The organism is Dickeya chrysanthemi NCPPB 402 (assembly GCF_000406105.1).
Taxonomy (GTDB): Bacteria; Pseudomonadota; Gammaproteobacteria; order Enterobacterales; family Enterobacteriaceae; genus Dickeya; species Dickeya chrysanthemi.
This window is the reverse complement of record NZ_CM001974.1, coordinates 1,713,507-1,736,530: the sequence shown is the minus strand read 5'-3', so window position 1 is coordinate 1,736,530 and position 23,024 is coordinate 1,713,507. Positions and strand designations below refer to the sequence as shown.

General features: G+C 38.9%; 20 protein-coding genes. 12 read left to right on the top strand and 8 right to left on the bottom strand.

Annotation, left to right across the window (positions count from 1 at the left end; translation table 11 throughout):
• Positions 1-326: 326 nt before the first annotated feature.
• The 3 genes from DCH402_RS07800 to DCH402_RS07795 are packed head-to-tail and all read left to right on the top strand — an operon-like array spanning position 327 to position 3,924.
• Entirely contained in the window at positions 327-1,973 is a 1,647-nt protein-coding gene (locus DCH402_RS07800; protein ID WP_233276335.1) for an ATP-dependent nuclease, read from the top strand.
• Positions 1,964-2,251, top strand: coding sequence for a hypothetical protein (locus DCH402_RS23025; RefSeq protein WP_233276334.1), 288 nt, complete (start codon positions 1,964-1,966; stop codon positions 2,249-2,251). Before DCH402_RS07800 ends, DCH402_RS23025 begins: the two co-directional genes overlap by 10 nt.
• Complete coding sequence (locus DCH402_RS07795) at positions 2,248-3,924, top strand: UvrD-helicase domain-containing protein (protein ID WP_040000603.1); 1,677 nt, start codon at positions 2,248-2,250, stop codon at positions 3,922-3,924. Before DCH402_RS23025 ends, DCH402_RS07795 begins: the two co-directional genes overlap by 4 nt.
• A 47-nt stretch (positions 3,925-3,971) precedes the next feature.
• Here the strand turns inward: DCH402_RS07795 and DCH402_RS07790 are convergent, their stop codons facing one another.
• Complete coding sequence (locus tag DCH402_RS07790) at positions 3,972-5,717, bottom strand: ATP-binding protein (RefSeq protein WP_040000602.1); 1,746 nt, start codon at positions 5,715-5,717, stop codon at positions 3,972-3,974.
• A 508-nt stretch (positions 5,718-6,225) separates the two neighbouring features.
• Here DCH402_RS07790 and DCH402_RS07785 point away from each other — a divergent pair.
• The 3 genes from DCH402_RS07785 to DCH402_RS21145 all read left to right on the top strand — a co-directional run bounded on the left by DCH402_RS07785 (position 6,226) and on the right by DCH402_RS21145 (position 8,888).
• A complete protein-coding gene (locus DCH402_RS07785; RefSeq protein WP_040000601.1) occupies positions 6,226-6,978 on the top strand; it encodes a KilA-N domain-containing protein in 753 nt (250 codons plus the stop codon).
• Positions 6,979-7,302: 324 nt separating this feature from the next.
• On the top strand, positions 7,303-8,580 hold the full coding sequence (locus DCH402_RS07780; protein ID WP_040000600.1) for a tyrosine-type recombinase/integrase: 1,278 nt from the start codon (positions 7,303-7,305) through the stop codon (positions 8,578-8,580).
• A 98-nt stretch (positions 8,581-8,678) separates the two neighbouring features.
• On the top strand, positions 8,679-8,888 hold the full coding sequence (locus DCH402_RS21145) for a hypothetical protein (RefSeq protein WP_071604680.1): 210 nt from the start codon (positions 8,679-8,681) through the stop codon (positions 8,886-8,888).
• On the opposite strand, the gene DCH402_RS22765 is transcribed toward DCH402_RS21145, so the two are convergent.
• A complete protein-coding gene (locus tag DCH402_RS22765; RefSeq protein ID WP_040000599.1) occupies positions 8,863-9,291 on the bottom strand; it encodes a hypothetical protein in 429 nt (142 codons plus the stop codon). The two genes, DCH402_RS21145 and DCH402_RS22765, sit on opposite strands and share 26 nt — an antisense overlap.
• A 515-nt stretch (positions 9,292-9,806) precedes the next feature.
• On the opposite strand from DCH402_RS22765, the gene DCH402_RS07770 reads away from it, so the two are divergent.
• Positions 9,807-10,001: a hypothetical protein gene (locus DCH402_RS07770; protein ID WP_040000598.1), complete on the top strand. Its 195-nt coding sequence runs from the start codon at positions 9,807-9,809 to the stop codon at positions 9,999-10,001.
• Positions 10,002-10,085: 84 nt separating this feature from the next.
• Here the strand turns inward: DCH402_RS07770 and pilV are convergent, their stop codons facing one another.
• Together pilV and DCH402_RS07760 are read right to left on the bottom strand one after the other, a co-directional pair.
• The gene (gene pilV / locus DCH402_RS07765; protein WP_040000597.1) at positions 10,086-11,402 is read right to left on the bottom strand and encodes a shufflon system plasmid conjugative transfer pilus tip adhesin PilV; all 1,317 of its coding nucleotides are present in this window, start codon (positions 11,400-11,402) and stop codon (positions 10,086-10,088) included.
• A 142-nt stretch (positions 11,403-11,544) separates the two neighbouring features.
• Positions 11,545-12,099, bottom strand: a complete 555-nt coding sequence (locus tag DCH402_RS07760; RefSeq protein ID WP_040000596.1) for a type 4 pilus major pilin — start codon at positions 12,097-12,099, stop codon at positions 11,545-11,547.
• Positions 12,100-12,501: 402 nt separating this feature from the next.
• Here DCH402_RS07760 and DCH402_RS07755 point away from each other — a divergent pair, with 402 nt between their 5' ends.
• Together DCH402_RS07755 and DCH402_RS07750 are read left to right on the top strand one after the other, a co-directional pair.
• The gene (locus DCH402_RS07755) at positions 12,502-12,903 is read left to right on the top strand and encodes an H-NS family histone-like protein (RefSeq protein WP_040000595.1); all 402 of its coding nucleotides are present in this window, start codon (positions 12,502-12,504) and stop codon (positions 12,901-12,903) included.
• A 226-nt stretch (positions 12,904-13,129) separates the two neighbouring features.
• Positions 13,130-15,661 (top strand): DEAD/DEAH box helicase family protein, encoded by a 2,532-nt coding sequence (locus tag DCH402_RS07750; RefSeq protein WP_040000594.1) that lies wholly within the window; start codon positions 13,130-13,132, stop codon positions 15,659-15,661.
• 370 nt (positions 15,662-16,031) lie between these two features.
• On the opposite strand, the gene DCH402_RS07745 is transcribed toward DCH402_RS07750, so the two are convergent.
• Positions 16,032-16,316: a conjugal transfer protein TraD gene (locus DCH402_RS07745; RefSeq protein ID WP_040000593.1), complete on the bottom strand. Its 285-nt coding sequence runs from the start codon at positions 16,314-16,316 to the stop codon at positions 16,032-16,034.
• On the bottom strand, positions 16,313-16,570 hold the full coding sequence (locus tag DCH402_RS07740; protein WP_040000592.1) for a hypothetical protein: 258 nt from the start codon (positions 16,568-16,570) through the stop codon (positions 16,313-16,315). The genes DCH402_RS07745 and DCH402_RS07740 overlap by 4 nt, the downstream gene beginning before the upstream one ends.
• Positions 16,571-16,967: 397 nt before the next feature.
• On the opposite strand from DCH402_RS07740, the gene DCH402_RS07735 reads away from it, so the two are divergent.
• Positions 16,968-17,474: a hypothetical protein gene (locus tag DCH402_RS07735; RefSeq protein WP_040000591.1), complete on the top strand. Its 507-nt coding sequence runs from the start codon at positions 16,968-16,970 to the stop codon at positions 17,472-17,474.
• Positions 17,475-17,568: 94 nt separating this feature from the next.
• Here the strand turns inward: DCH402_RS07735 and DCH402_RS07730 are convergent, their stop codons facing one another.
• Positions 17,569-18,165 carry a hypothetical protein gene (locus DCH402_RS07730; protein ID WP_040000590.1) on the bottom strand — a complete coding sequence of 199 codons (597 nt, stop codon included), beginning with the start codon at positions 18,163-18,165 and terminating at the stop codon, positions 17,569-17,571.
• A gap of 902 nt (positions 18,166-19,067) precedes the next feature.
• On the opposite strand from DCH402_RS07730, the gene mobQ reads away from it, so the two are divergent.
• On the top strand, positions 19,068-20,489 hold the full coding sequence (mobQ, locus tag DCH402_RS07725) for a MobQ family relaxase (RefSeq protein ID WP_040003491.1): 1,422 nt from the start codon (positions 19,068-19,070) through the stop codon (positions 20,487-20,489).
• A 580-nt stretch (positions 20,490-21,069) separates the two neighbouring features.
• Entirely contained in the window at positions 21,070-22,125 is a 1,056-nt protein-coding gene (locus DCH402_RS07720) for an HNH endonuclease (RefSeq protein ID WP_040000589.1), read from the top strand.
• A 217-nt stretch (positions 22,126-22,342) separates the two neighbouring features.
• Here the strand turns inward: DCH402_RS07720 and DCH402_RS07715 are convergent.
• The coding region (locus DCH402_RS07715) for a hypothetical protein (RefSeq protein ID WP_233276333.1) at positions 22,343-23,024 on the bottom strand (682 nt) is incomplete at its 5' end.

Here is a 23,024-nt window from a genome sequence, read left to right as displayed (position 1 = left end):
CCGCAGCGGTGAAACGGTTTTTGGAGTTATAGCGGTTTAATGAATTTAGGCATAATGTAATGTTGTCAGAGCAAACTAAAACTGGTCATAGATTTACAGTTTTCCAGCACAATTTTTCTTTATTGCATCAGACACAATTACAATCGCAGGGATCGTCACTGAATGAACGGCAGCCAAAACCCCATAGCCTCGCGACGGACTTTGCCCATTAACAACTATCTTTGAAGTCTACATGAGAGCAACGACAGAATGGCTACCGTATTATTGGCAACAAATGAACTAACTCATCAATTCATTGGATAACTTGTACTAAGGGAGGAGGTAGAATGAAGCTTGAGGCAATTCGATTATCTGGTTTCCAGTCTTTTGGCAAAGTACCAACCGAATTGAGCTTGGAAGATGTTACTTATCTCATTGGTCCTAATGGATCAGGTAAAACAGCAGTACTTCAGGCTTTATGTCGACTTTTTGCGTTTGATCCAACATTGCGTCGTGTCCAACGATCAGATTTCCATGTCCCTTTTGATGAAGGTGAAGTTCCTCCTGAGAGACAGTTGTGGATTGAAGCTGACTTCCTGTTTCACGAGCTTGCTGAGGATGAGGATAACAGTACCGTGGCTCCTCATTTTGGTCATATGCGACTTGATGAGCCAGAAGGTATTCCACGTGTGCGTTTTCGCCTCACTGCAACTATGGGAATGGATTGGGATATTGAAGAAAACTTAGTATATGTTTTGGATGTCAATGCTGATAGTTCACCTCAAACCACAGCTCAAGTAACACGAGCAGAGCGTAATAATATCCAAATTCACTATTTGCCAGCCAGACGAGATCCTGCAGACCATATTGCTTACGGTGCGAACGCATTACTCGGACGTTTGCTTCGTGCTGTACGTTGGGATGATGAACGTAATGCGATTAGGGGATTAACCAACCAGATAAGCGAGAGCCTAGCAGCTAACCCCTCCATCAATGCTTTCAGTGAAAGTTTGAAATTAACTTGGGCAACCCTACACAAAGGCAAATTTTTCTCTGATCCTAAAATTACATTTGTGGCTTCGGAGATTGAAGCGTTGCTGCGCCATTTATCGGTTTCATTTACTCCCGGCCATGATGGCTCGCTTGTTGATTTCTCTAGGTTGAGTGATGGTCAAAAATCGATGCTTTATCTTTCTCTGGTTCTATCATCTCAAGCGATCGGTAGAGCTGTGCTCGCAGAGGAAGATGTTACATTTGATCCCGACAAATTGCGCCCTCCGATTTTTACGCTGGTCGCAGTGGAAGAACCGGAGAATAGCCTTTCTCCCCATTACTTGGGACGTATCGTCAGTGCCTTGAATACCATGGCAAAGAGTATTGATGCGCAAGCCTTAATTGCTACTCATGCACCATCAATGTTGCGAAGAGTTGATCCTAATTTTATACGATACCTACGACTTACAGAGGAAAGAAAAACACGAATTACGTGTATCAAATTGCCACCTAAAGCAGATGAAGCACATAAATTTGTGAGAGAGGCTATACAAGCATTCCCTGAGATCTATTTCTCACGCTTGGTTGTGCTTGGCGAAGGAGATAGTGAAGAAATCATACTGCCGCGTTTGCTCCGGGTTAAAGGTACTCCTGTTGATGAATCAGCCATTACGGTAGCACCGTTAGGTGGTAGGCATGTAAATCATTTCTGGCGATTGCTTTCCGCACTGCAGATTCCCTATCTGACTTTGCTTGATCTGGATGTAGCTCGGTATGGCGCAGGATGGGGGCGAATTAAATACGTTAACGATCAGCTTGCTGCATTTGAGCCGGAGAAAATACTTCCTACAGAATGGAAAATTACAAGATGGAATGATGAAGCTACGCCAGTAAGAACTCACCATTTTTTTAATGAAGGCACTCAAGACATTTTTGAAGAACTTGAAAACAGATCTGTTTTTTTTCCTTCCCTATGGATTTGGACTTTTCCATGTTGCTAGCTTATCCCGAAGCTTATGGCGTTGAAGAAGAGGAGCCGGACGAGTCAACAATAAAAGCAGTGCTTGGAAAAAGCTATAACAATGTTTCTCAATATAGTGTAGATGAACAGAGTTTGTTCGTTACTTACCATCAACGTTTTAAATTAGGTAGTAAGCCAGCCGCGCACATTGATGCTTTAGCGAAACTAAGCGACAAAGAATTAATTGCGAAGATGCCAAAGTCTCTGAATAGACTAGTTGATGCCGTTATTGCCAAACTTGGAGAATTACCTGAATGATTTCTATTGAAGCATGGCAACCCGCCGATGGATTAACTCTGGAACCAAATGCAAAACGAGCAGCAAAAGCCCGTAAACGTTGTTTGGCTCTTACCGCGGGTCCTGGCGCTGGTAAAACTGAAATGCTTGCACAGCGGGCAGATTTCCTATTACGGACAGGTACATGTCGGTATCCGAAGCGGATTCTCGCTATCTCCTTCAAGGTTGATGCAAGTAGAAATTTAAAAGAGCGCGTCGAACGGCGCTGTGGTGCAGACCTTGCCTCCCGTTTCGACAGCTATACTTTCCATGCATTTGCCAAGCGAATAATCGATCGTTTTAGACCAGTCCTGAAAGGAAGAGATGCATTGGATTCCGGCTATACGATCGTTGAAAAGAAAATCGGTATATCTAGCACCCAAATAGAGTTTAGTGATCTTGTTCCATTGGCTATCAAGATATTGCAAAACTCAAATATTGCCCGTAATGCAATTCGTCAGGCTTACAGCGATATTTTTCTTGATGAGTTTCAGGATTGTACAAATTTGCAGTATGAATTAGTTAAGCTTGCTTTTCTAGGGACTAAAATCCGCCTCACTGCTGTAGGCGATACTAAGCAAAAAATCATGGGTTGGGCGGGAGCGATGGATGGGATTTTTCAAACATTTACTAATGATTTTAATGCAGTACCACTAAACATGTACCGTAATTTCCGATCAAAACCGCAATTACTAAAAGTTCAGAACGAAATAATTCGGGAGCTTGATCCGACCTCTGCCATGCCAGATGAACAACTGAATAGTGACGAAGGTGAGATTCATGTCGAGAGTTTCGAAAACAGCCAAGAAGAAGCCATTTATTTAGCGAACATTATTAATAACTGGATCAATAAAGAACAATTACCACCAGCCGAGATTGCTGTCTTAGTTTCTAAACAGTTAGATCTCTATGCTGACCATTTAATGATGGAGCTGGAATTACGTGGTATCCCATATCGAAATGAACAGCAAATGCAGGATATTACTGTCGAGCCCGCTGCACGTTTAATCGTAGATTATCTTTCATGCCTCTATGGAAAGCGTGAACCTAAGGCTTGGATCCGTTTGATGAATCAGTTGATTCCTTTTGCCGATGAAGAAGTACAGTCCAGTGCGCGAAAGGACTTTGATCGTTTGTTAAAAAAACAGCGCAAAGAAGCAGCTAGTGCTGAACAGCTTGATTCACCTTTTTCTTGTTGGTGGAAGTTTGTGAAGGCGTTTTTAAAGCATATTGGCTCTGATACGATCGTAGCCTTATCACCTGATTACGAATCCCACAAACGTCTACAGGAAGTTTTTCGTGATACCAAAGCACGGATTGAAGAGTTGCTTAAAATTGAATCAGATTTGCCGCAAGCGCTCGGGCGATTTACGGATGACCAAGCAGTCCGGATTCTGACCATTCACAAAAGCAAAGGACTAGAGTTCGATTCTGTAATTATAATGGCGGTTGAAAACGAGATTTTCTTTGGTGACCAAGATGAGAATCGATGTGCATTTTTCGTTGGTGTTTCACGTGCGAAAAGACGATTGATATTAACGCATGCAGACGAGCGACAACGTCCTGCTAACGCCAAACGTTGGGATGTTCACAGAACCGCTCAATCTGAGTATTTTAGTTATGTTACACCGTTTATAGCAGCAGCAATAAAGTGAAGAATTCATATGCCACATTGATTAATTTCATAATATTTCTCGTATTGTTAAACTCGCAGTTGCCATTCGATTTGCTTTCGAGCGGTTGAAATAATTTGATTGAATAACATAACGCTCACCTCAGGTTCCCGATTATTAACAGGAAAGTCAGGAGAACGACTCCCACCAACAAGCAAAACCTTTACAGGTAAATCCACATATTTTAACAGTTCATGCCTATAGGCTATAGCTTGAACATAGTCTCCGTGGTTAAGTGCATGATCTGGGCGCTTGAATTCAATAAGCAAGTATTGACCACTCAAATTTTCATTCAAGAGCAAATCTGGACGTTTGTTGGCTTTATCTCCAATATATGATTTGCCTACTAGATCCTCTATTTGACGGCGCAAAGTAATATTCGAGCTAAAAAGAGAATATTCAGCACCAAATATCCAAAGATTCTTCTCTAGAGCTTTATGCATTATTGATTCAGTAGTTGATTTATCCCGTGCAATCGAATCTAACTGATCAAGAAAAATTCTACGACCTTCTGCTTGTTGAACAAGAAAGGCCATGTCAGCAAGACCAAAATCATTTAAACGCTCAGCTATACCCGCAACATCCGAGGGCATAGCCTCTCCAATATGCTCCAACAATATGCGATAGTCAGAACTCTCCATTGATTCAAGCAACACATTTACAACTAACTCAACTTTGCTTTCCGGTTCTCCATAATATTTGTCAAGGATCTTTTTGATTGCCCGATCTGCAAAGGCACGCTTATATTCGGGAAGAGAAGATAATCTGGTAAGTAGTGATCTTTTTAAACGTGCTTGTGCTAATTGTATTTCACGGCGATACTGCTGCTCATAGGCCATTCGCAAAATTGGTTGAACATAGCTTTCGACCGCTTGTAAAAGCTCGCTATTTTCAACCGTTGCATCCCACCCTGCAGTGATATGATCTCGTAGCCCATCAGCTTCAATTTCACCATAAAGTTTGCGCAGTAGTTTCGATGGGAAATCCTCTGACTGATCCAGACCAAAGAATCTTGGTCGTCCAACAGACTTTCCATCGACACGTAGTGTCACACCCGGCTGACGTAATCCAGCTTTAGCATCACTGATAGTAAAACGCAGTCTAACACTACCAACATTTGCGAGTTCAGTCTCAAATTCTGCGTAATTACCCGATACATCATCAACATCCAGGCATTTTTCATTAACATTGATGGAAAAATCGTCTTGACGTCCGTAATCCTGTAGGAGGATTTGACGTAGTTTATTAGCATCAGGAAAACTTAGGCTCTGATGCAGTTCACTCAGGGTAATCGTTGTTCCATGCTGGTTTACATCACATGAATCACTGTGCAAGTCGATATTTAGCCTCTCAATATCATCTACCTGCGAAAGCTCGTCCAAACGCAATATAAAGCGGCACACACGTCCACGAGCCCGGGTTTCAAGAGTCATGACTGATGCAGCCATCAAACCAGCAAACTTACCTATACCCTTTCGCCCTTTAACCAATCGATTTTTTAAGGCGGTTCGTTCGCCGCGATGTGAACGTCGGTCAGTTGCAATGAATAAATAATGTCGCCTCAATTCCTCTTCAGTCATGCCAGTGCCATTGTCTTTAATGACAATGGGGTCGCCACTGAGTGGCTTAGGGAGCAGGATAGTGACACCTTCTGCATCTGCATCCCATGCATTGTCTACAAGCTCCTTCAATGCACGTTCAGAGGACGGATATTCCTGACTTAATAAAGTGGCAATACGAGAATCAACCTGAAATCTCAAATGAGACTTACTCATATCAAAACCTCTCTGACCGATAGTAACTAAAACCTGAATACTACATTTTCTTTACAACTCGCGTTTACTTTGCTTATGACAATTATGAAAACACATTCGACTCACCATAACCTTTTAGAAATTTTTATAAAAATCATAGGATTATAAGTTAAATCTAAATTTAAGATATGAACTGCGTAATGTGTGAAACATAAGACAGTTTGCACATTAATGCTTATAACATAACCGCATGCAACATGCCGATAGAAACGAGAGCAGCCATGACGAGACTGGCAAAAGATGATCAACAAAACTTGGGATATGAGTTGGGTGGCTATTTTCGATAGCCATGAAGTCTTCTATAACAGAACCCGACAGCACAACTACCTAGGAACCAGCTTTGTAAGTTGGCAAGATCGTGACAGGGATCAAATCTATGCTTTAAATTGTCATCTCTTAGCATTGAAAATAAGTCTATTAGTCCACATTGAAAAGACGGGTATCTGCCCTGATTGAAAATGAGAATAAAATGGCTGAACAATTTGAATTAATTCCTCGGGTTGAAGAAGGGTCGATTATTCCTCAGCGCATGAGCGATGGCTACATTAACGCAACATCCCTATGCCAATCTGTCGGTAAGACGTTCTCAGGCTACAAATCAAGCAAACTAGCCTCTGACTTTATTGCTGAAATGACGAAGCAAACTGGGCTATCTGAAGCACGGTTAATTCACTCTATAGTAGGAGGTAACCCGAAGCTACAGGGCACTTGGGTACACCCCCAGTTAGCTATTAATTTAGCTCAATGGCTTTCACCGAAATTCGCAGTAAAAGTAGCCCAATGGGTTTATGAATGGTCTCAGGGGCAAGTTAAATTTGCCACTCCCTCACACCTTCAACGATACACTCGTAACAGACATAAAATCCCTCACACTCATTTTTCGATGCTAAACGAGATCACCCTGAGTTTGATCGCCCCTCTCGAAATTGCGGGCTACACTCTTCCAGATAACATGATTCCCGATATATCAGAGGGGAGAATGTTCTGCGCTTGGTTAAGAAAGCACCGAGGTATCGAGCCAAATACCTTTGATACCTACAAACACGAGTACATGGATGGACGCGTAGTAGATGCAAAACTCTATCCAGTAGAACTCTATGGTGATTTCCGTCGACATTTTCACGAAGTATGGCTACCACAAAAAGCCCCTGAATACTTTAAGCAGAGAGATTCTTCGGCTTTAGAATATCTTGAAGTCCTACTGCTCCCTGCCCCTCATTGACAAGGTGGTCGATAAAGAGCCCAAAATTATAGCTATCATGGATCAAATATGGTGGTCATTCTGGTGGTCTTGACAGAAAGGGAATTCAGGCTTAGCTTAAATATTAGCCAGTTACTGGCAAAGGCGATCCCAGTCAGAGGAGCCAATTTAAAGAAAGCAGACGTTCACTGACGTCTGTTTTTTTGCTTTTTATCAATTGGTTATCCCCTTCTTCAGGTTCGCCCTCGTTCATCCAAAAACACTCGAAGCCATACCCTTTTGCTGGTAAAAATACTGGTAAAGCTGGTTCGATTTCGTTTTTACCAGCAATCGGAGGGAACCGTCATGTCACTTACTGATACTAAAGTAAAAAATGCTAAGCCGTCAGAAAAGGCGGTAAAGCTTACTGACGGGTTCGGCCTCTACCTGCTGGTACATCCCAACGGTTCCAAATACTGGCAGTTAGGCTACCGCTTCGAAGGGAAACAGAAAGTGTTTTCCATCGGCGTCTATCCTGCTGTTTCTCTGGCTGATGCCAGACAACGCCGGGATGAAGCAAAAAAGCTGCTAGTTTCTGGAATTGACCCTAGCGCTAAAAAGCAGGCTGACAACAAAACCATTCAAGAGAAGCGTAACAACACCCGCGCTTTCAAAACCGTTGCCAAAAGCTGGTTTGCCACCAAAACCACATGGTCAGAAGATTATCAGCGTTCAGTCTGGACACGTCTTGAAACCTACCTGTTCCCTGAAATCGGCAACACAGATATTGGTGAGCTGGATACGGGTGATCTGCTGCTTCCGATCAAGAAGATTGAAACTCTCGGTTTCCTTGAAATCGCTATGCGAGTAAAGCAATACGCTACTGCTATCCTGCGTTATGCTGTTCAACAGAAAATGATCCGTTTTAATCCTGCCTATGACCTTGAAGGTGCTGTTCAGAAGCCACAGACGGAGCACCGCCCCGCTATCGAACTGGAGGAGATACCTGCTCTGCTAGAACGTGTTGCAGGCTATCAGGGACGCAGCAAGCTCACATTACTGGCGATAAAGCTCAACCTTCTGACGTTTGTCCGTTCCAGTGAACTCCGCTTTGCCCGCTGGTCAGAAATCGATTTTAAAAGTGCCTTATGGGTTATCCCGGAACAGCGTGACGTTATCGAAGGGATCAAGCATTCCGGCCGTGGTGCAAAAATGCGAAGAAAGCATTACGTCCCACTGTGCAGTCAGGCAGTATCAATTCTTGAAGAGATAAAAACACTCACCTACGATGTGGGTGGTGATAACGGTTTTATCTTCACAGGTTGTTATGACGCCGTTAAACCTATGAGTGAAAACACCATTAACAAAGCATTGCGTAAAATGGGCTATGACACCAAAACTGACCTATGCGGTCATGGCTTTCGTACCCTTGCGTGTAGTGCTTTGATTGAATCAGGGATCTGGTCCGAAGATGTTGTTGAACTACAGATGAGTCATATGGAGAAGAACAACGTCAGGGCTGCATATACTCATAAAGCTAAACACCTTCAACAACGACGTCTTATGCTGCAATGGTGGGCTGATTTTCTGGATGCTAACAGCAACGGTATGGTTAGGCCGTTTGAGTTTGGGCAGAAGGGATAAATAGCAAAAAGCCACGGATGGCTGACATTTCACTCAACTATTTCGTTAATGATGCGTTATAATCATCGCCTAAATAACACACAGCATGAGGCTAAATCATGGATGAAAGATATATCATTATCCCGCATAAAACCAATCTATCATATAGATTTGACGGCAATGAAGAGACTACTATTGAATTAGAAATGTACCTGATTTTCGATATTGTCAACCAACGAGTCATTACTGTTTGCAACTCATTGGAAGAAGCGCAGATAAAGATTGAAGAGCTAAAAAAACAAGTTAGCTCAAGACCTCGTATGAAATAAAAGGCATTACGTTATATATCCTATGATGCTCTTTAATCATTGGGGCATCAAAATACGCATACATATTGCCACCATCAGGAAACACATACCAACAGCAACCATTGGATTTATGTCCCCATTGCGCACGAATAAATCCTTTTCTAATATTGACACCTTTAGGCCAATCAGTGATTTTCTCTATCAAAAAAGAGTTATCGTCTTTCGTTACTAACGAAAATAAAGAAAACTCATCAATATTAACGATAAAAGGCATCTTCACATATTTCTGATAAACTCTTCCATCTTCATGTAAAAAGAACAGCTCTTTACCACACCAAGGAATTTCATTTTGATCATATTTAGCTGAATTGAGTTCTTTTACATTATCAGGCCAGTTGCTTTGCACGTTAATTAATACTTTCATTTAAACACCTATGTTACTTATGATTTACTATCAATAATAAATAACAAGGCTTTTGTCAAAGAAATAGTTTCGGTTTTTAATCTAAATTAATTTATAGTTTTACCTATTTAGCTTACTCTTAATTAGTTTAAATTTCTGCCGGGTCAATTCTTTGAACCAATCCCCCAAACTCATACCCGAATTCGTAGCAGCCTAATCCTATTGTTCACACAGTTCTGGGACTATACGCAATTTTGAGGGAACAGAGTTTTGGCATACACGATTTTTATCTTATCAACCAATTGAATTGACTAGCAATAGCTCTGAGACTACATTGCAACCGAAAAGGTTCACGCCTGTATACAGGACTACCTATGAACCAGTTTCGCCCCTGAAAGGTACGGAAATACCAGACAAGGGCTAACCTCAACGTTACAAGGATAACGCTATGGCTATCTATCAGTTTACCTATTCCCTTCCTGAAAATCTGCATCTGGCTACTGCTTTTTTGCCATATCCAGCAACGGAGGCTTATCATGTTCGATAGCACACCGCTGGAACAGGAAGAAATTATCGATCAGTGTCGGGCACTAATTTACGCCGTTGTTGAAATTGATAATCCCCAAGCCAAAGAGATCCTGAGCTTTGTTCTGTGGGAGCTTATTGATTTCCTGTATCGGACATTTCACTCCGACAGCACCGACGACACGGAGGGTGAATTTCAGGCATAACGGATGTATATGAAACCGTCAGATCTACCGCAAGGCAGATCTGACGGTTAAAATTCACTCTGATTGCTGTTATTCGTTATTCCATCAATCGGCAATCAGTTTGCCGATGTATGGGCAAGATATTGCCGCACCACCTTGCCTACATTGACAGTAGCTCATTGTGCTTATTTGCCCACTACATGTTGAAGCTGAGTTATTATCACAAATATTGTAAGAACATTGATACAAAGCAATGTTCTTTGAAGTTCCACCCATAGAGGACCAGACTCCATTTACGCACGATAAAATTTTTCCAGATCCATCTCTGCCAATCAAACCATTAGGCGAGCATCCCCAGCCAACATTCGCCTGACCATTAACATAAACAAACTCACCTGCATTTATTCTTCCATTCGCATCAATATTCCCATTAGAGTGAACATAATTCGAATTTAAATTCCCACTTGCCCATACATAAGCGGCATTAACAGTACCATTTGAGTTAATATTTCCTGAACTATAAATATCTCCATTAGCATTCATATAAGTTTTTACTGTTCCTGTAGAATCAGTCGTATAAATAGCATTTTTTGAAGAAATATCTCCTTTAGCTTGAATTACATTAGCATATGTCATCCCATTAATAGTTAAATCATTTCCTACTTCTATATCACCTAAAGATTTTATTGCTCCTGATGTGGTTATTCCAGCCGCAGTGATGTTCTGCGCATTATATATGTTCTGCCCCCCCATATTCAGATCGCCCGTCATAGGGAGTGTTCCATCACGACGAAGGTAAACAGAATACATTGCAGAATCGTATCCCACACGATAAGCCAGAAGTCCCGCAGCGGTGATATTGCTGTAGTCCGTGGAGAGTTCTGACCACTGACCACCATAACCTGATGCAGCGATATCTGTTTTTGTCATTCCACTGTCAATTCCCGCTGCCTGCATAGCTTTACCCAACAAGTCATAACGAACTTTCCCTCCATCAGCCCATACGTTCGTGGTCGTGATCAGGCCATTAATGATGTAGTTGGGAACGTTCCCTGAGCGTCTCAAAAAAATTTTATATGAAGACTTTTGCGCATTAACACCAGAAAAAGAGGAAGGTAATAACCCTTCATTCACCAGCGTCTGATAGGTTATTTCACAGACTGACCCCGAACACGTTCTTGGCCCCGGATCACTTGACTGGCTGCTACTGGATGTCAGGGTAGAAAGCTTGTCATATCGGATATTGATATAGCCATTTACCGCCTCACCCATTTGCTTTATCTGTTCACCCACGGCTTTAGCAACAACTGTTTCCTGTTCATTTTTCATATCCTGAAATTTCATAAAAGTCACTGTTGTTCCAACACCCAGCACCAAAATGAGTTCTAACAGTGAGAACCCTTTCTTATTTTGTTTATTCATTTTCATCGTCCTTTTTATTTTCACGTACCATTTAATTAGCAAAAATTAAAAATAGGTCAAGATATCGACAAAGGATTAATAAAATAAAAAGAATAAATGGCTTTCATTATCTCTCATGGTTCTTTTGCAAAACAATCTGTATCTATAACGATGTGAATATTAATATGTTATTCTCACTCACACTACATGCATCAGACACGTCGCTGATATTGATATTCCCATCAGTATCTTTAACCGTTACTGAACCTACTTGTATGATATAAAAATTTGCTGCTGTAGCAGAAATAAATCTAGCGCATTCAGCCGCAGGCACCCCGTTATAAGTTATAGTAAATGCACTTCCGGGTGTCCCTGCTGGACCTGTATCGTCAGATGCCAAGACAACATTCCCTCTCCACGAATTTACAATATAAAACCCAAGAGCGAACCTCTTTACCATGTTGTCTGGAAATATCCCAGCTTTATACATAGAACCATTAACCATCCCAGAATAAGAATTCGTTGATGCATATACTGACTTGACTCCTGCTTGTATTGCTGCAATATTTTTCACTTCGGCTTCTACACGCTGTGCTGCCTGAACCTTGGGGTAAACAATAAACGCACTGACAACCAATCCGGCAATAACACCTAAAACTAAAAGCAGTTCAAGCAGAGAGAACCCTTTCCTATATTTTCTGTTTTTTAATAACACCATGTTTAGCTCCTTTTCATCCGAACGATGAAAAACAGATAAACAATTACATTGAATCAAACAATAGACAACCACATGTAATTAACGGGTTAACTGACGAGCGGCTGACGCAAGAGAAAGATAATTTATATCCAGATCGTTAAAGCACTCCTTCCTTTATCAGGATACGCTTTTACTTGTCTCCCCGCTGAAACATCGTGTATAGCCATTCCTGCGCTAAACATATCTTTCATCACTTTCTGTGATGCCTCCGGCAATTCGGCTTAAAATAGTGATGTCTTCATGTGGGTAGCGCATTTTGATTTTTTCTTCTTCATGGTTCTCTCCTCATTTCTGTTGATATATACTTTCTTACTGATAAGTATCAATTTTTGATAAAAAACCTAACCTACCGGGAAAAAGATAATGAGTGAAGCGCTTAAAGTATTAAACAACATTCGTACTCTGCGTGCTCAGGCTCGTGAAACCGATCTGGCAACACTGGAAGAAATGCTGGAAAAACTGGCCGCCATTGTTGAAGACCGGCGTGAAGAAGAAGCCAGCGCACAGCAACAAAACGCAGAGCGTCAGGCTAAAATCGAAGCCTTACGCGCCAGACTGTTAGAGGATGGTATTGATCCGTCTGAACTGCTCGACGCAGGTGTTACCAGCAAAACAGCAAAAGCTAAACGCACTCCCCGTCCTGCCAAGTACAAATATACCGACGAAAACGGCAACGAACAGACGTGGACAGGTCAGGGGCGGACACCTAAAGCTATCGCCGCAGCGCTGGAAAGTGGTAAAACGCTGGAAGACTTTGCTATCTAATCAAATGACTCCCTGTTGTATTGGATGCAATGGGGAGCAACTTAATCGGACAGGCTGTTCTGTGCCAGAAGCGAAAGCTATTCGCGAATCCCTCCTACTTTCTGCAACTAAACACATTAAAAAATGTAGATTTAAGTCCAGTTTTGAGGTATGAATTATATTCAGCCTCTTAATTTTCTACATAAAATTATCTTTATTGCCTCGTTACTTTAAAAAAGGAATAAAAATGATTGACTTCACAAATAAATTAAAGAAAAAAGAACTTCCGAAAAGAATTAATCCTATCGATATTTATGAGTCACTGGACAGACGTAGCGAAGCAGGCCCTTTGCGTCCATCACAAAAAACTATTCTAGAAGAATGGTTTAATAAAAAAAGAAATGACAGGGATAACATAATAAAATTACACACAGGGGAAGGTAAAACATTAATTGGATTGCTTATATTACAGTCAAAGATAAATGAAACGAACAGCCCTTGCATGTATGTTTGCCCCAATATTTACTTAGCCAAACAAGCAGTTAAAGACGCAGAGAAATTTGGAATTCCTTATTGTATAATTGACCATAGCAAACAAATACCTGATGACTTTCTAGCTGGAAGAAAAATATTAATAACACATATTCAAAAGTTATTTAACGGAAAAACTGTTTTTGGGCTAGGCAGTAAATCAATAAATGTCAATTCAATTATTTTAGATGATTCGCAAGCTTGTATTGATTCAATTAAGAGTAGCTTTACAATTAAGGTCGATAAAGAAAGTAGTCTTTATACGTCAATTTTAAATATATTCTCCGATGATCTCAGGGAGCAAGGTGAAGGAAGTTATTTAGAAATGGAAAGTGGTATTGGAAGCAATACATTACTTCCAATCTCATATTGGTCATGGATCGATAAGAAAGAACTAGTTGCTCAAGAATTACTTAAGAACATCGAAGATAATAGAGTATCTTTTATTTGGCCTCTAATAAAAAATGAATTACATAACTGCCAAGCCTTTATATCTGGTGAGTCTTTAGAAATCTCACCGATTTTTTCACTCATAGATTCTTTTGGTAGTTTCAGTAAAGCCAAGCATCGATTTCTTATGTCTGCAACAACACAAGATGATTCTTTTTTTATAAAAGGATTAGGTTTTGATGTTGAGGCGGTGAAACAACCTTTAGTTAATCCTGATCTTGTTTGGTCAGGTGAAAAAATGATTTTAATCCCATCATTAATTGATGAATCACTAGATCGTGAAAAAATAATTAATTGGGTACTCCAGCCATTTGAAAAGCGAACTTTCGGTACAGTATGTCTGACACCTAGCTTTTCAAATATAAAACAATTTCAACGCATAGGAGCCACGGTAGCAACTACGGAAACAATTTATGAATGTATAGAACAATTAAAAAAGGGGAATTATAGCAAGGCGGTCGTCTTTGCTAATCGCTACGATGGTATAGATCTTCCTGATAACTCATGTCGTATTTTAGTGATTGATTCCAAACCTTATTCTGAAACATTATCAGATCGTTATGAAGAGGAATGTAGACCAAGTAGTGATATTATTAATGTAAAAACAGCTCAACGCGTTGAGCAGGGGTTGGGGCGTAGTGTAAGAGGTGAAAAAGATTACAGTGTAATAATTATTACAGGCGGAGATCTTGTCCAGTTTTTGAAAAGCCCACTAACGACTAAATATTTTTCCCCTCAGACTAAAATGCAAATTGATATAGGCAGCCAAATAGTTGGATTTGCTAAAGATGAAATTGAAGAAGGAGCTGATGTTGATAAGCTATTTATTGGGTTAATTAACAAATCTTTACAACGTGATAATGGATGGAAGGAGTACTATGTTGAAAGTATGAACGAAATTGATACTCATGATAAAAAAGACAATCTTTATGATCTAATTACGCTAGAGTACAAAGCTGAGAATTTATTTATAAAAGGAGAGATAGATAAGGCATGCGCTATATTGCAAGATATTTGTGATAAACATACCGAAGACGAAATGGAGAAAGGCTGGTACCTTCAACTTCAAGCTAGATATAGATACAGCTTGAGTAAAGTAGAATCAAATAAAATTCAAAAGTCTGCATTCCAAAGAAATAGTAACCTACTTAAACCTAAAGATGGTGTTGTCTATAAAAAAATAAATAATATAAATGCAACGCGAGCAAATAGGATTATCAGATGGATCAGTGCACACAATGATTACCAATCCTTAATGATTTCAGTTGATGGTATTCTGCAAAATATTTCTTTTGGTATTCAATCAGAAAAATTTGAAGATGCCATTCACAACCTAGGTACTTCAATTGGATTTGTCTGCCAAAGGCCTGACAAGGAAATAAAAAAAGGACCGGATAACCTGTGGGGAGATGTAGATGCTCAATACTTTCTTTTTGAATGCAAGAATGAAGTAAACGAGGATAGAGCTGAAATTAATAAAACAGAAGCTGGTCAGATGAACAATCACTGCGGCTGGTTTACGGAAGAGTATGGTGACGTAAAGTGTAAGAAAATAATGATAATAAACACGAGAACCCTCTCATATCATAGCAATTTCAATGAAGAAATATGTGTTATGAGAAAATCAAAACTTAAATTACTAAAAGATAATGTAAGATCATTCTTTAAAGAGTTCAAAGAATATGATCTAAACTCTTTAGATGAAACAATCATACATAAATTCATTGGTCCTCATAAACTTGATATCGAAAGCCTGAAATCAATTTATTCCGAGCCTATAATTAAAGCAAGCAAGTAATTATTAGATCAAGCAGGTGTTATTTTCACAAACACCTGCTTGATAGAAATTTTTTGTGTATCGAGCCAATTTTTATATTCTTAAATGGCAAACAAAGCAAAAAATATTTAACATCAGATAATACATTATATATTTTATAATATCATAACTCACATAGTAGATAGTTTTGACAACATTATGGGCAGTAATGGATTGACCTGTTTAATAATGTTGATGTTACCTGAATGTAAGCAATTCGCTCAGAGCAGACAATCATATTCTGTCACTCCTAATACCTAGACAAGCTACCGCGCCCTCTAGGGCTTGCTCAACAGTTCACCGGCCTAAAAGCAAGTTTTAGGCCGGTTCACCGTTCGGACGTGAAAAATAATTAACATTTGGATTTATTTATAACATTTTCGATATAGACTTGGCCCTGTGCTCTGTAAACCTGAACATCACTCTCATGAAGATTGGGTATATTAAGAAGAACTCCAAAGACTAATTCTTTATCTACATAACCAATATCACATCCTAAGACTTTGGCAACCTCTGCACCGAAAATAATTTTCTGGCGGGTGTTTTCTTTTTTCGTTTGCTGTTTCTTTTTAGCTTCCAAGAAATATAAGCGTTCCTGTGCTGAAGCAATTTGTTGTTTTATATCCTTTCTGGTCATTTATATTTCCCCCAATGTTTTTTCTTGTTGGCATAAGGGACATCCGCATAATCATAACCATTACCAATTTGTTTCTTGACTGACTTAATCTTCAATTTAAATTGTTGCTTCATCTGGCGCTGCTTTGCTTGCTCCCTAATATTGATTACTATTTTTTCTGCTTCTAAATAGGCTTGTTCTGTATCGGTATAAACGCCATCATCTAAAAGTCGTTTGGCTTCCCAATCAATAGCTTCATCGTTATTTTTATACATTACACCTCCTTGTTCTTGTTATATATTATCATTTATCATATTTTTGATAATTATCAATAGAATAATATAATTTTATTTTATGAAGTTACTCTCATTAAATATTTAGCTAAATTATATCACTCCCGCAACCCCATAAAATCAAAACCAATATAGCATTATTATAAATAATCGTTGATAAGTTTTATATTATATAGCTGAATGGTTAGAGTTGCAGGGAAAAATAATCGGATAAATCGCCAAGAGCATACTCTAGTAAGTTACTGAGATTAGCGAGGGGAGACAAATCACCTGCAACATTAAGAATAATTTTTTATATTAACTAAAATCATTCAGAACTAAAGTTTCTTTAGCACATGCCGATATTATCCATATCATCAAATAACTTTAAAAAATTTCTATGTTTAATGAAAAAATAGCGGTTAAAATTTACGATGTATATTGGGAAGGTCCCTATTACTTAGATGACATTCTAAAAGATAAAAATGGAAAAATATTAAAAGAATGGCATTGCCTTTACCAGATTTATGGTAGTCATCCGACTTATGGTAGCAATGTTCTTTTATATATCGGAAAAACAGAGAGAAGTATAAAGGAAAGGATATTAGAACACTACAGTCGCTTTTCTAATCAGTGTGATGAAGTTAAGGTTTTCTTTGCTTCATTTGGTGAATTTATAAACTGGGAAGAACGGAATAAAATTGAAAACTATATTCCTGTAGGAACAGAAAATACTATGCTCATTGCCATTGAGGAACTGTTAATTTATTCGCATCAACCTACTTATAATAGTCAGTCACTTTCTAGCACTAACTTTAAAAAGGAAAACTTCCGTATTTTCAACACAGGAAGAAGGAAGTCACTAATGCCAGAAATCAGTACTCAATTTTACCGTGACAATAAATAATTACATCTATTATTTTATTTTTTAAAAACATTTGGCATAAAATAGATAGAGCAACAAAAAAGGGAACTCTACAAAGCTCCCTTTTTTTTATTTTCTAACTATCCATTAGGATTAAATATGGTGCCATCACAGATGTAATGTTAGAAAGTAAAAAGGATGAGAATATTAGTAATAATACGCCTACGGTTCGCCTTGCTTTTCCATTTACTTCATTAATTTTTAATATTGTCAGAAAGGAGATTGAAATCCACATTGCTGCTAAAGATGAAACAAAAAAAACTATAAGCCTATTTCCACCTCTATCTAAATAGATATCAAACATCATTAATATACTATTAATAATATAAATTACACCGCCATATATGAAAAAAAGCTTTAAGGTTTTTTCGTATGATAACCTCCCTTTTAATATAAACATTACACTACGAATCAAAAAAGAAAAAATAAATATATATATTGTTTGAAAGAAAAATAACTTTAAATCATTTAATACCTTCCCATTCAGATAAAACTCAAATATAGAGTTTGTTATAACTCTTGATATAGTCCAGAAACCAAAATATAGGAATAATATTTTCCTCCATGAAAGTTCATCATTTTTTATTTTAATTGCAAAATATTGTGAGTGTGATAATACTCTTGATAGAGAAACCACAATGTCTTTCGTAAAATATCCTGTAATCTTATCCATTTTTCTATCCTGTAGTTTTGAATCTAAATAGCCGCCCCACAATACTGCAACACATACTGTTTACTGATCTATAAAATTTTAGTAATGGCAACACATCCGAGGCCTTTTGCAGGTATAACCAAAAAGATAAAACAGCGCCAATACTTTATGCTACAAAGGCTGCTCAAAAGTAAAGCACTTTTCTGCACAGCAGTATAATATCGCTCATAGATCTAAAAAAACCATAAGATGCCAGAAACGAGATTGTGTATTAAATAGCTTATGACAATAAAGTCACTTTGTTGTTTCAGCCTAGTTAGATAAAGTGGACATAATAAAATGAAAACCACAAACAGATTATATAAATCCACTACATTTCTAAAACCCCGACCTCTCCGCGTTACTTATTTTTGTTTATTAGTGCTTTTCATTTTACTTGTTAAAATTTAATCCTGATTTCCATAGTTGACCTGTGAATTGTGCAACAGGGAAAACTACCGACAAACTCACCTATTTTCTTGTTTTAGCACTTTCCCGCCTTACGGCGGGATAAATTAACACTCTTTTTGTCCTTCGGACGCCATCTAAACCCCATTACTATAATATCGAAGGAATACTTCGCCCGTTTATCCAGATTGCGCCGCTTAATTCGGCGTTTTGTTTTACAGGGACTCATATATTTCGTATTAATTAAGTAGGGAGGCTTTTACATTGTCTCTATTTTTAATAAGACAATGCCCACTTATACACTGCTACGCAGTGTGTGGGGTCTACCGACGGTTGCCTGCCGCAGGCTAACACCGTTTCCTTCGGAAACAAAGTCAACGTCAACCCCGAAGTTTTTCTTGCGAAAAACTAACGGCAGCATAGTTATCGTTGCGTTTTATATTTTGGTTTTATTTTATATTGAGGTCTTTTATTATATGGCGATATTTCATCTGGAGTTTAAAATTGTGAAACGTTCTGAGGGTATGTCTTCCTGTAGGAAGGCAGCCTATCATGCACGTTGCAGAATAACAGATGATCGCACAGGAAATACCTATGATTTCAGCCACCGAACAGATTTATTCCATCATCTGATATTAGCGCCTGTTTACGCACCTGCTGATATTGTTGAAAGCTCAAGCTCCTTGTGGAATGAAGTTGAAAGGGTTGAGCGTCAGAAAGACGGTCAAACAGCCCGTTATTTTGATGTGGCTATTCCCTGCGAACTGAACAATGAAGACAAGATAAAACTGGTCGTTGAATACTGCCAGAAGAATTTCGTCGATAAAGGAATGATTGCCGATATCGCCTTCCACGATCTTGATGGTAATAATCCCCACGCACATGTGATGTTGACATTAAAACCGATCACCGCTGATGGCTTTGGTAAAAAAGAAAGGAGCTGGAACGACAAGAAAAACGTAATCCTATGGCGTGAAGCGTGGTCTGCTCTTGCCAATCGCTATCTTGAAGCATCAGGCGTGTCAGAACGTATTGATCATCGTTCTATTGAGGCTCAACATAATGAAGCACTCGAACATGCTGCTATTACCTTGGATGCAGAAGAAAAAGCGCTATGGCTTGCCAAAGCAACAGCAACCAGCCGCCCGGCAATGCAACGTGTTCATCGTGCCAAGTGGAACAGTCGAAGCGTTCAGGAAAAACGTGCTGCTGAACAGGCTGTACGCGATGAGATGAAACAGGAAGCTCAGGCCACATATAGTGTCTTCAAAGATTTGGATCTTCAGATCGTTGTTGACCTCAGAAGTTTTACCGTATCGCAGCTTCCTGAACCTGTTGAAATCGTCTTACCTGAAATACAACCTCGAACAGAGTTCTCTGAGACAGGTTCACAGTCAGCATCATCCGAAGAGCAACAGCCTGTTCTGGTTGCTCCTGCGCCTCATACACGCACCAAATTGAAAACCCCATCCTCTTCAACTGCCAGAGCGGTCAAACGCGCTCCTGTTAAAAGCAAGAGGAAGCAGGTTAAACCTCGTCAGGATGGTGTGTTCAAGCGTTTCACTTTACTGGTAGTGGAATATATAAGAGAAAAATTTGTCTGGGCCAGAAAGAAACCAGCCCCTGTTTCCGTTGAAGCTGATCACGATAAGCGTATTGCCGAAAACTATGTGTTTGATGAGGTACAGGGGATCTATGTGCCACGCGCTGAGTATGAAAGGCGTGCCAGATTTAACAAGGATGACTACAAACCGACACCTGATGAGGTCAGACGTTTTCCAAGTCGTCCGGTTAACCCATCACAGACTAAGAGTGAATTTGACTACATACCAACGCTAACAGCAGACAGGAAAAAGCCAGCTTCTAAATTGAAACCACCGGGTTATCATAACGATTAAATATAGAGTAATAGTTTCTGGAAGGGCGAAGCCCACCTTGACTTGTTATTTAAAAGATCTCAGAAAACAGTCAGTAGGCAATAAAGCCACGATGAGCTCAACATCTCAGTCATATCACAGATGCACCCAAGGAGCAGCATATCACTTTCAATCTACTGAGACTCAATAACGAAGCTACAATTATTTAAGGCTTGCTCGAATTCTTCATGCTATATCTTACCAACCAATATTATTTCAATCATATCAGCTTAATCTCTTCAATATGATATTCACTCTGAATAGATTGAGTATCCATAAGTAAAATCATTGAAAAAAACTTGCAGACTCTTTACTTCTGAGACGCCACAATGTATACTTCACCAAGATCCATCAGTTTTATATCTTGGAACTCGCCAGAAATGGCAACTTCCTTTATATTTTACTGAGATAAAAATGATGAAAATTTTTATTAGGATCGTTATCTTAGTGCTGGAGTTCATTCTTGCGCTAATAGAAGACTAACAAGGCCTGAAATTTAGTCGCCCTCTTTAATTAATTTTATTGAGGGTGGCCTTACTCTATTATTTGGGGTATATATATAATGTTAAAACTTATATCAGAATTTGAATTTTTCCAAACAAACAATATGGAACCTATTTATTTAGGAGAAGAAAACGGAAGGTGCTTATTTTGCAACCATCCCTATTCCCCCGAAAAATTCAAGAAAAAGGCTCATGCAGTACCTGAGTTTTTAGGAAATAAAAATATTTTCTTTTATAATGAATGCGATAGTTGTAATAAGCATTTTGGAGATACAATAGAAAGACATTTTGATAATTTCTTGGGGATAAAAAAAACTTTTTTTAAGTGCAGAGGTAAAAATGGAGTTTCAACTACTGTTTTAGATAAAACGGATCATCCAAAACAGTTTGTTGAATTTAACCCTACCTTCAATATATTGCAAATTTCACTATCTCCTGATACTGAATTAGTTACCTTAAATGAAGAAACATGCGAAAGTGTTATAAGAAATAAGAAAAAACCATACAACCCGACTTGGGTATATAAATTCCTTGTAAAAATGGCCTTGTCTATAATGCCTAAAGACAACGTAAGGGAATATATAAATCTAGCTAATTACGTTATTACTGGTGATGAAATACCTTATCCTATAACATTTGATGTTGACGAACACAATAATCCCACACATATTCTTGCCATTCCTGATTTATTAACTTACAATGAAATTTCCTTTTCTGGAAAAATACCATTCCCCAATAGCAAAGTATTTCTTTTCCAGAAAAATGAATCAGATATGGAATATTATATCTTCTCATTTTGCATAGGTAATTATTGTCTTCAAGTACCTCTATTTTCGTATTCTAGTCTTTATAAGATAAGATATAACACCCTTAAAAACAGTAAGTTCAAATATGAAATATCCTTCCCAGCATTGAGCGATCTTAAGTTGGATGACTCACTCCTTAGTGTTTCATCTCATGCAATAAAATCCCTCGCCAATAATGAAATAGTAAAAGAGGAAAGTGATGATTTATTCTTTAGCAATATAAAGATAATTAAGCTTGATGAAACACAATTGCAGATTCAAGCCCCCAAGAAAAGAAAGATATCAGGAAAATTAATTCCAAAAACCTAGCATGTTGTTCTCGTTATCGGAAAGAATACTTTTGACTTATACGAAACCACGCATTTTCTATTCGTATCAGAACATGATTTAGTAATCGAGCTACTTACACTCTCCTTCTGAACACAACATTGTCAGAGAAGATCGCCTTACCAGCTATAAAAGCCACAATAAAATAAGCCCTGTATCAGACAGGGCCATATGAATTAAGATTATAGATTAAAACAGCTTACCAGCTATCATTATTTCGCTTTTCAATAGCATCCCGATAGCGCTGCTGTTCCACAATATCCAGATTTGGGTCGAATAACACACTTGATCCTTTCACAGCAATATCGACATCAATCTCTGATTGGGGAGCATAGGCTTTATGACTTTTAGGCTGCGCATTGGCAAGAGGAATAGATGTCCCATAATATTTTTTATTCCCAGCACAACCAAGATAAGTAACAAGACATGCAAACAGAAAGCACAACGTCCAGACTGTATTGTGTCCATTAAGCGTGTATCCGCTGCCATAAGCGTTTGCAAACACGGCATGAATTCTGACGGCATAGACAATCAGGAATGATGAGAGGACAACAGCCCTGCTTTTCCCGACAGTTAAATGCTTACGTATAAATTTTATCGTTGGCACTAGCGTGACCGCAAACAGCCCAATAGCAATAATAATCAGCCATACAGGGTACAGTCCATATTTTTGTGTGGTGTTCTGCGATACCGTCACAACAGAAAGTACCAAGAAGGCGTTCAGCAGAAAAAGTCTCAGGGCCAACGATGCCTTAACCTTCTTTGATATCTTATGTAGAAACAACACCGGTGCCAGTGATGGTATGTTTATCAGCAGCCCCATGAAAAGCACCCAATAGAAAGTGTTCATAGCGTCTTTTCCTGTAATTACCGAGCCCCTC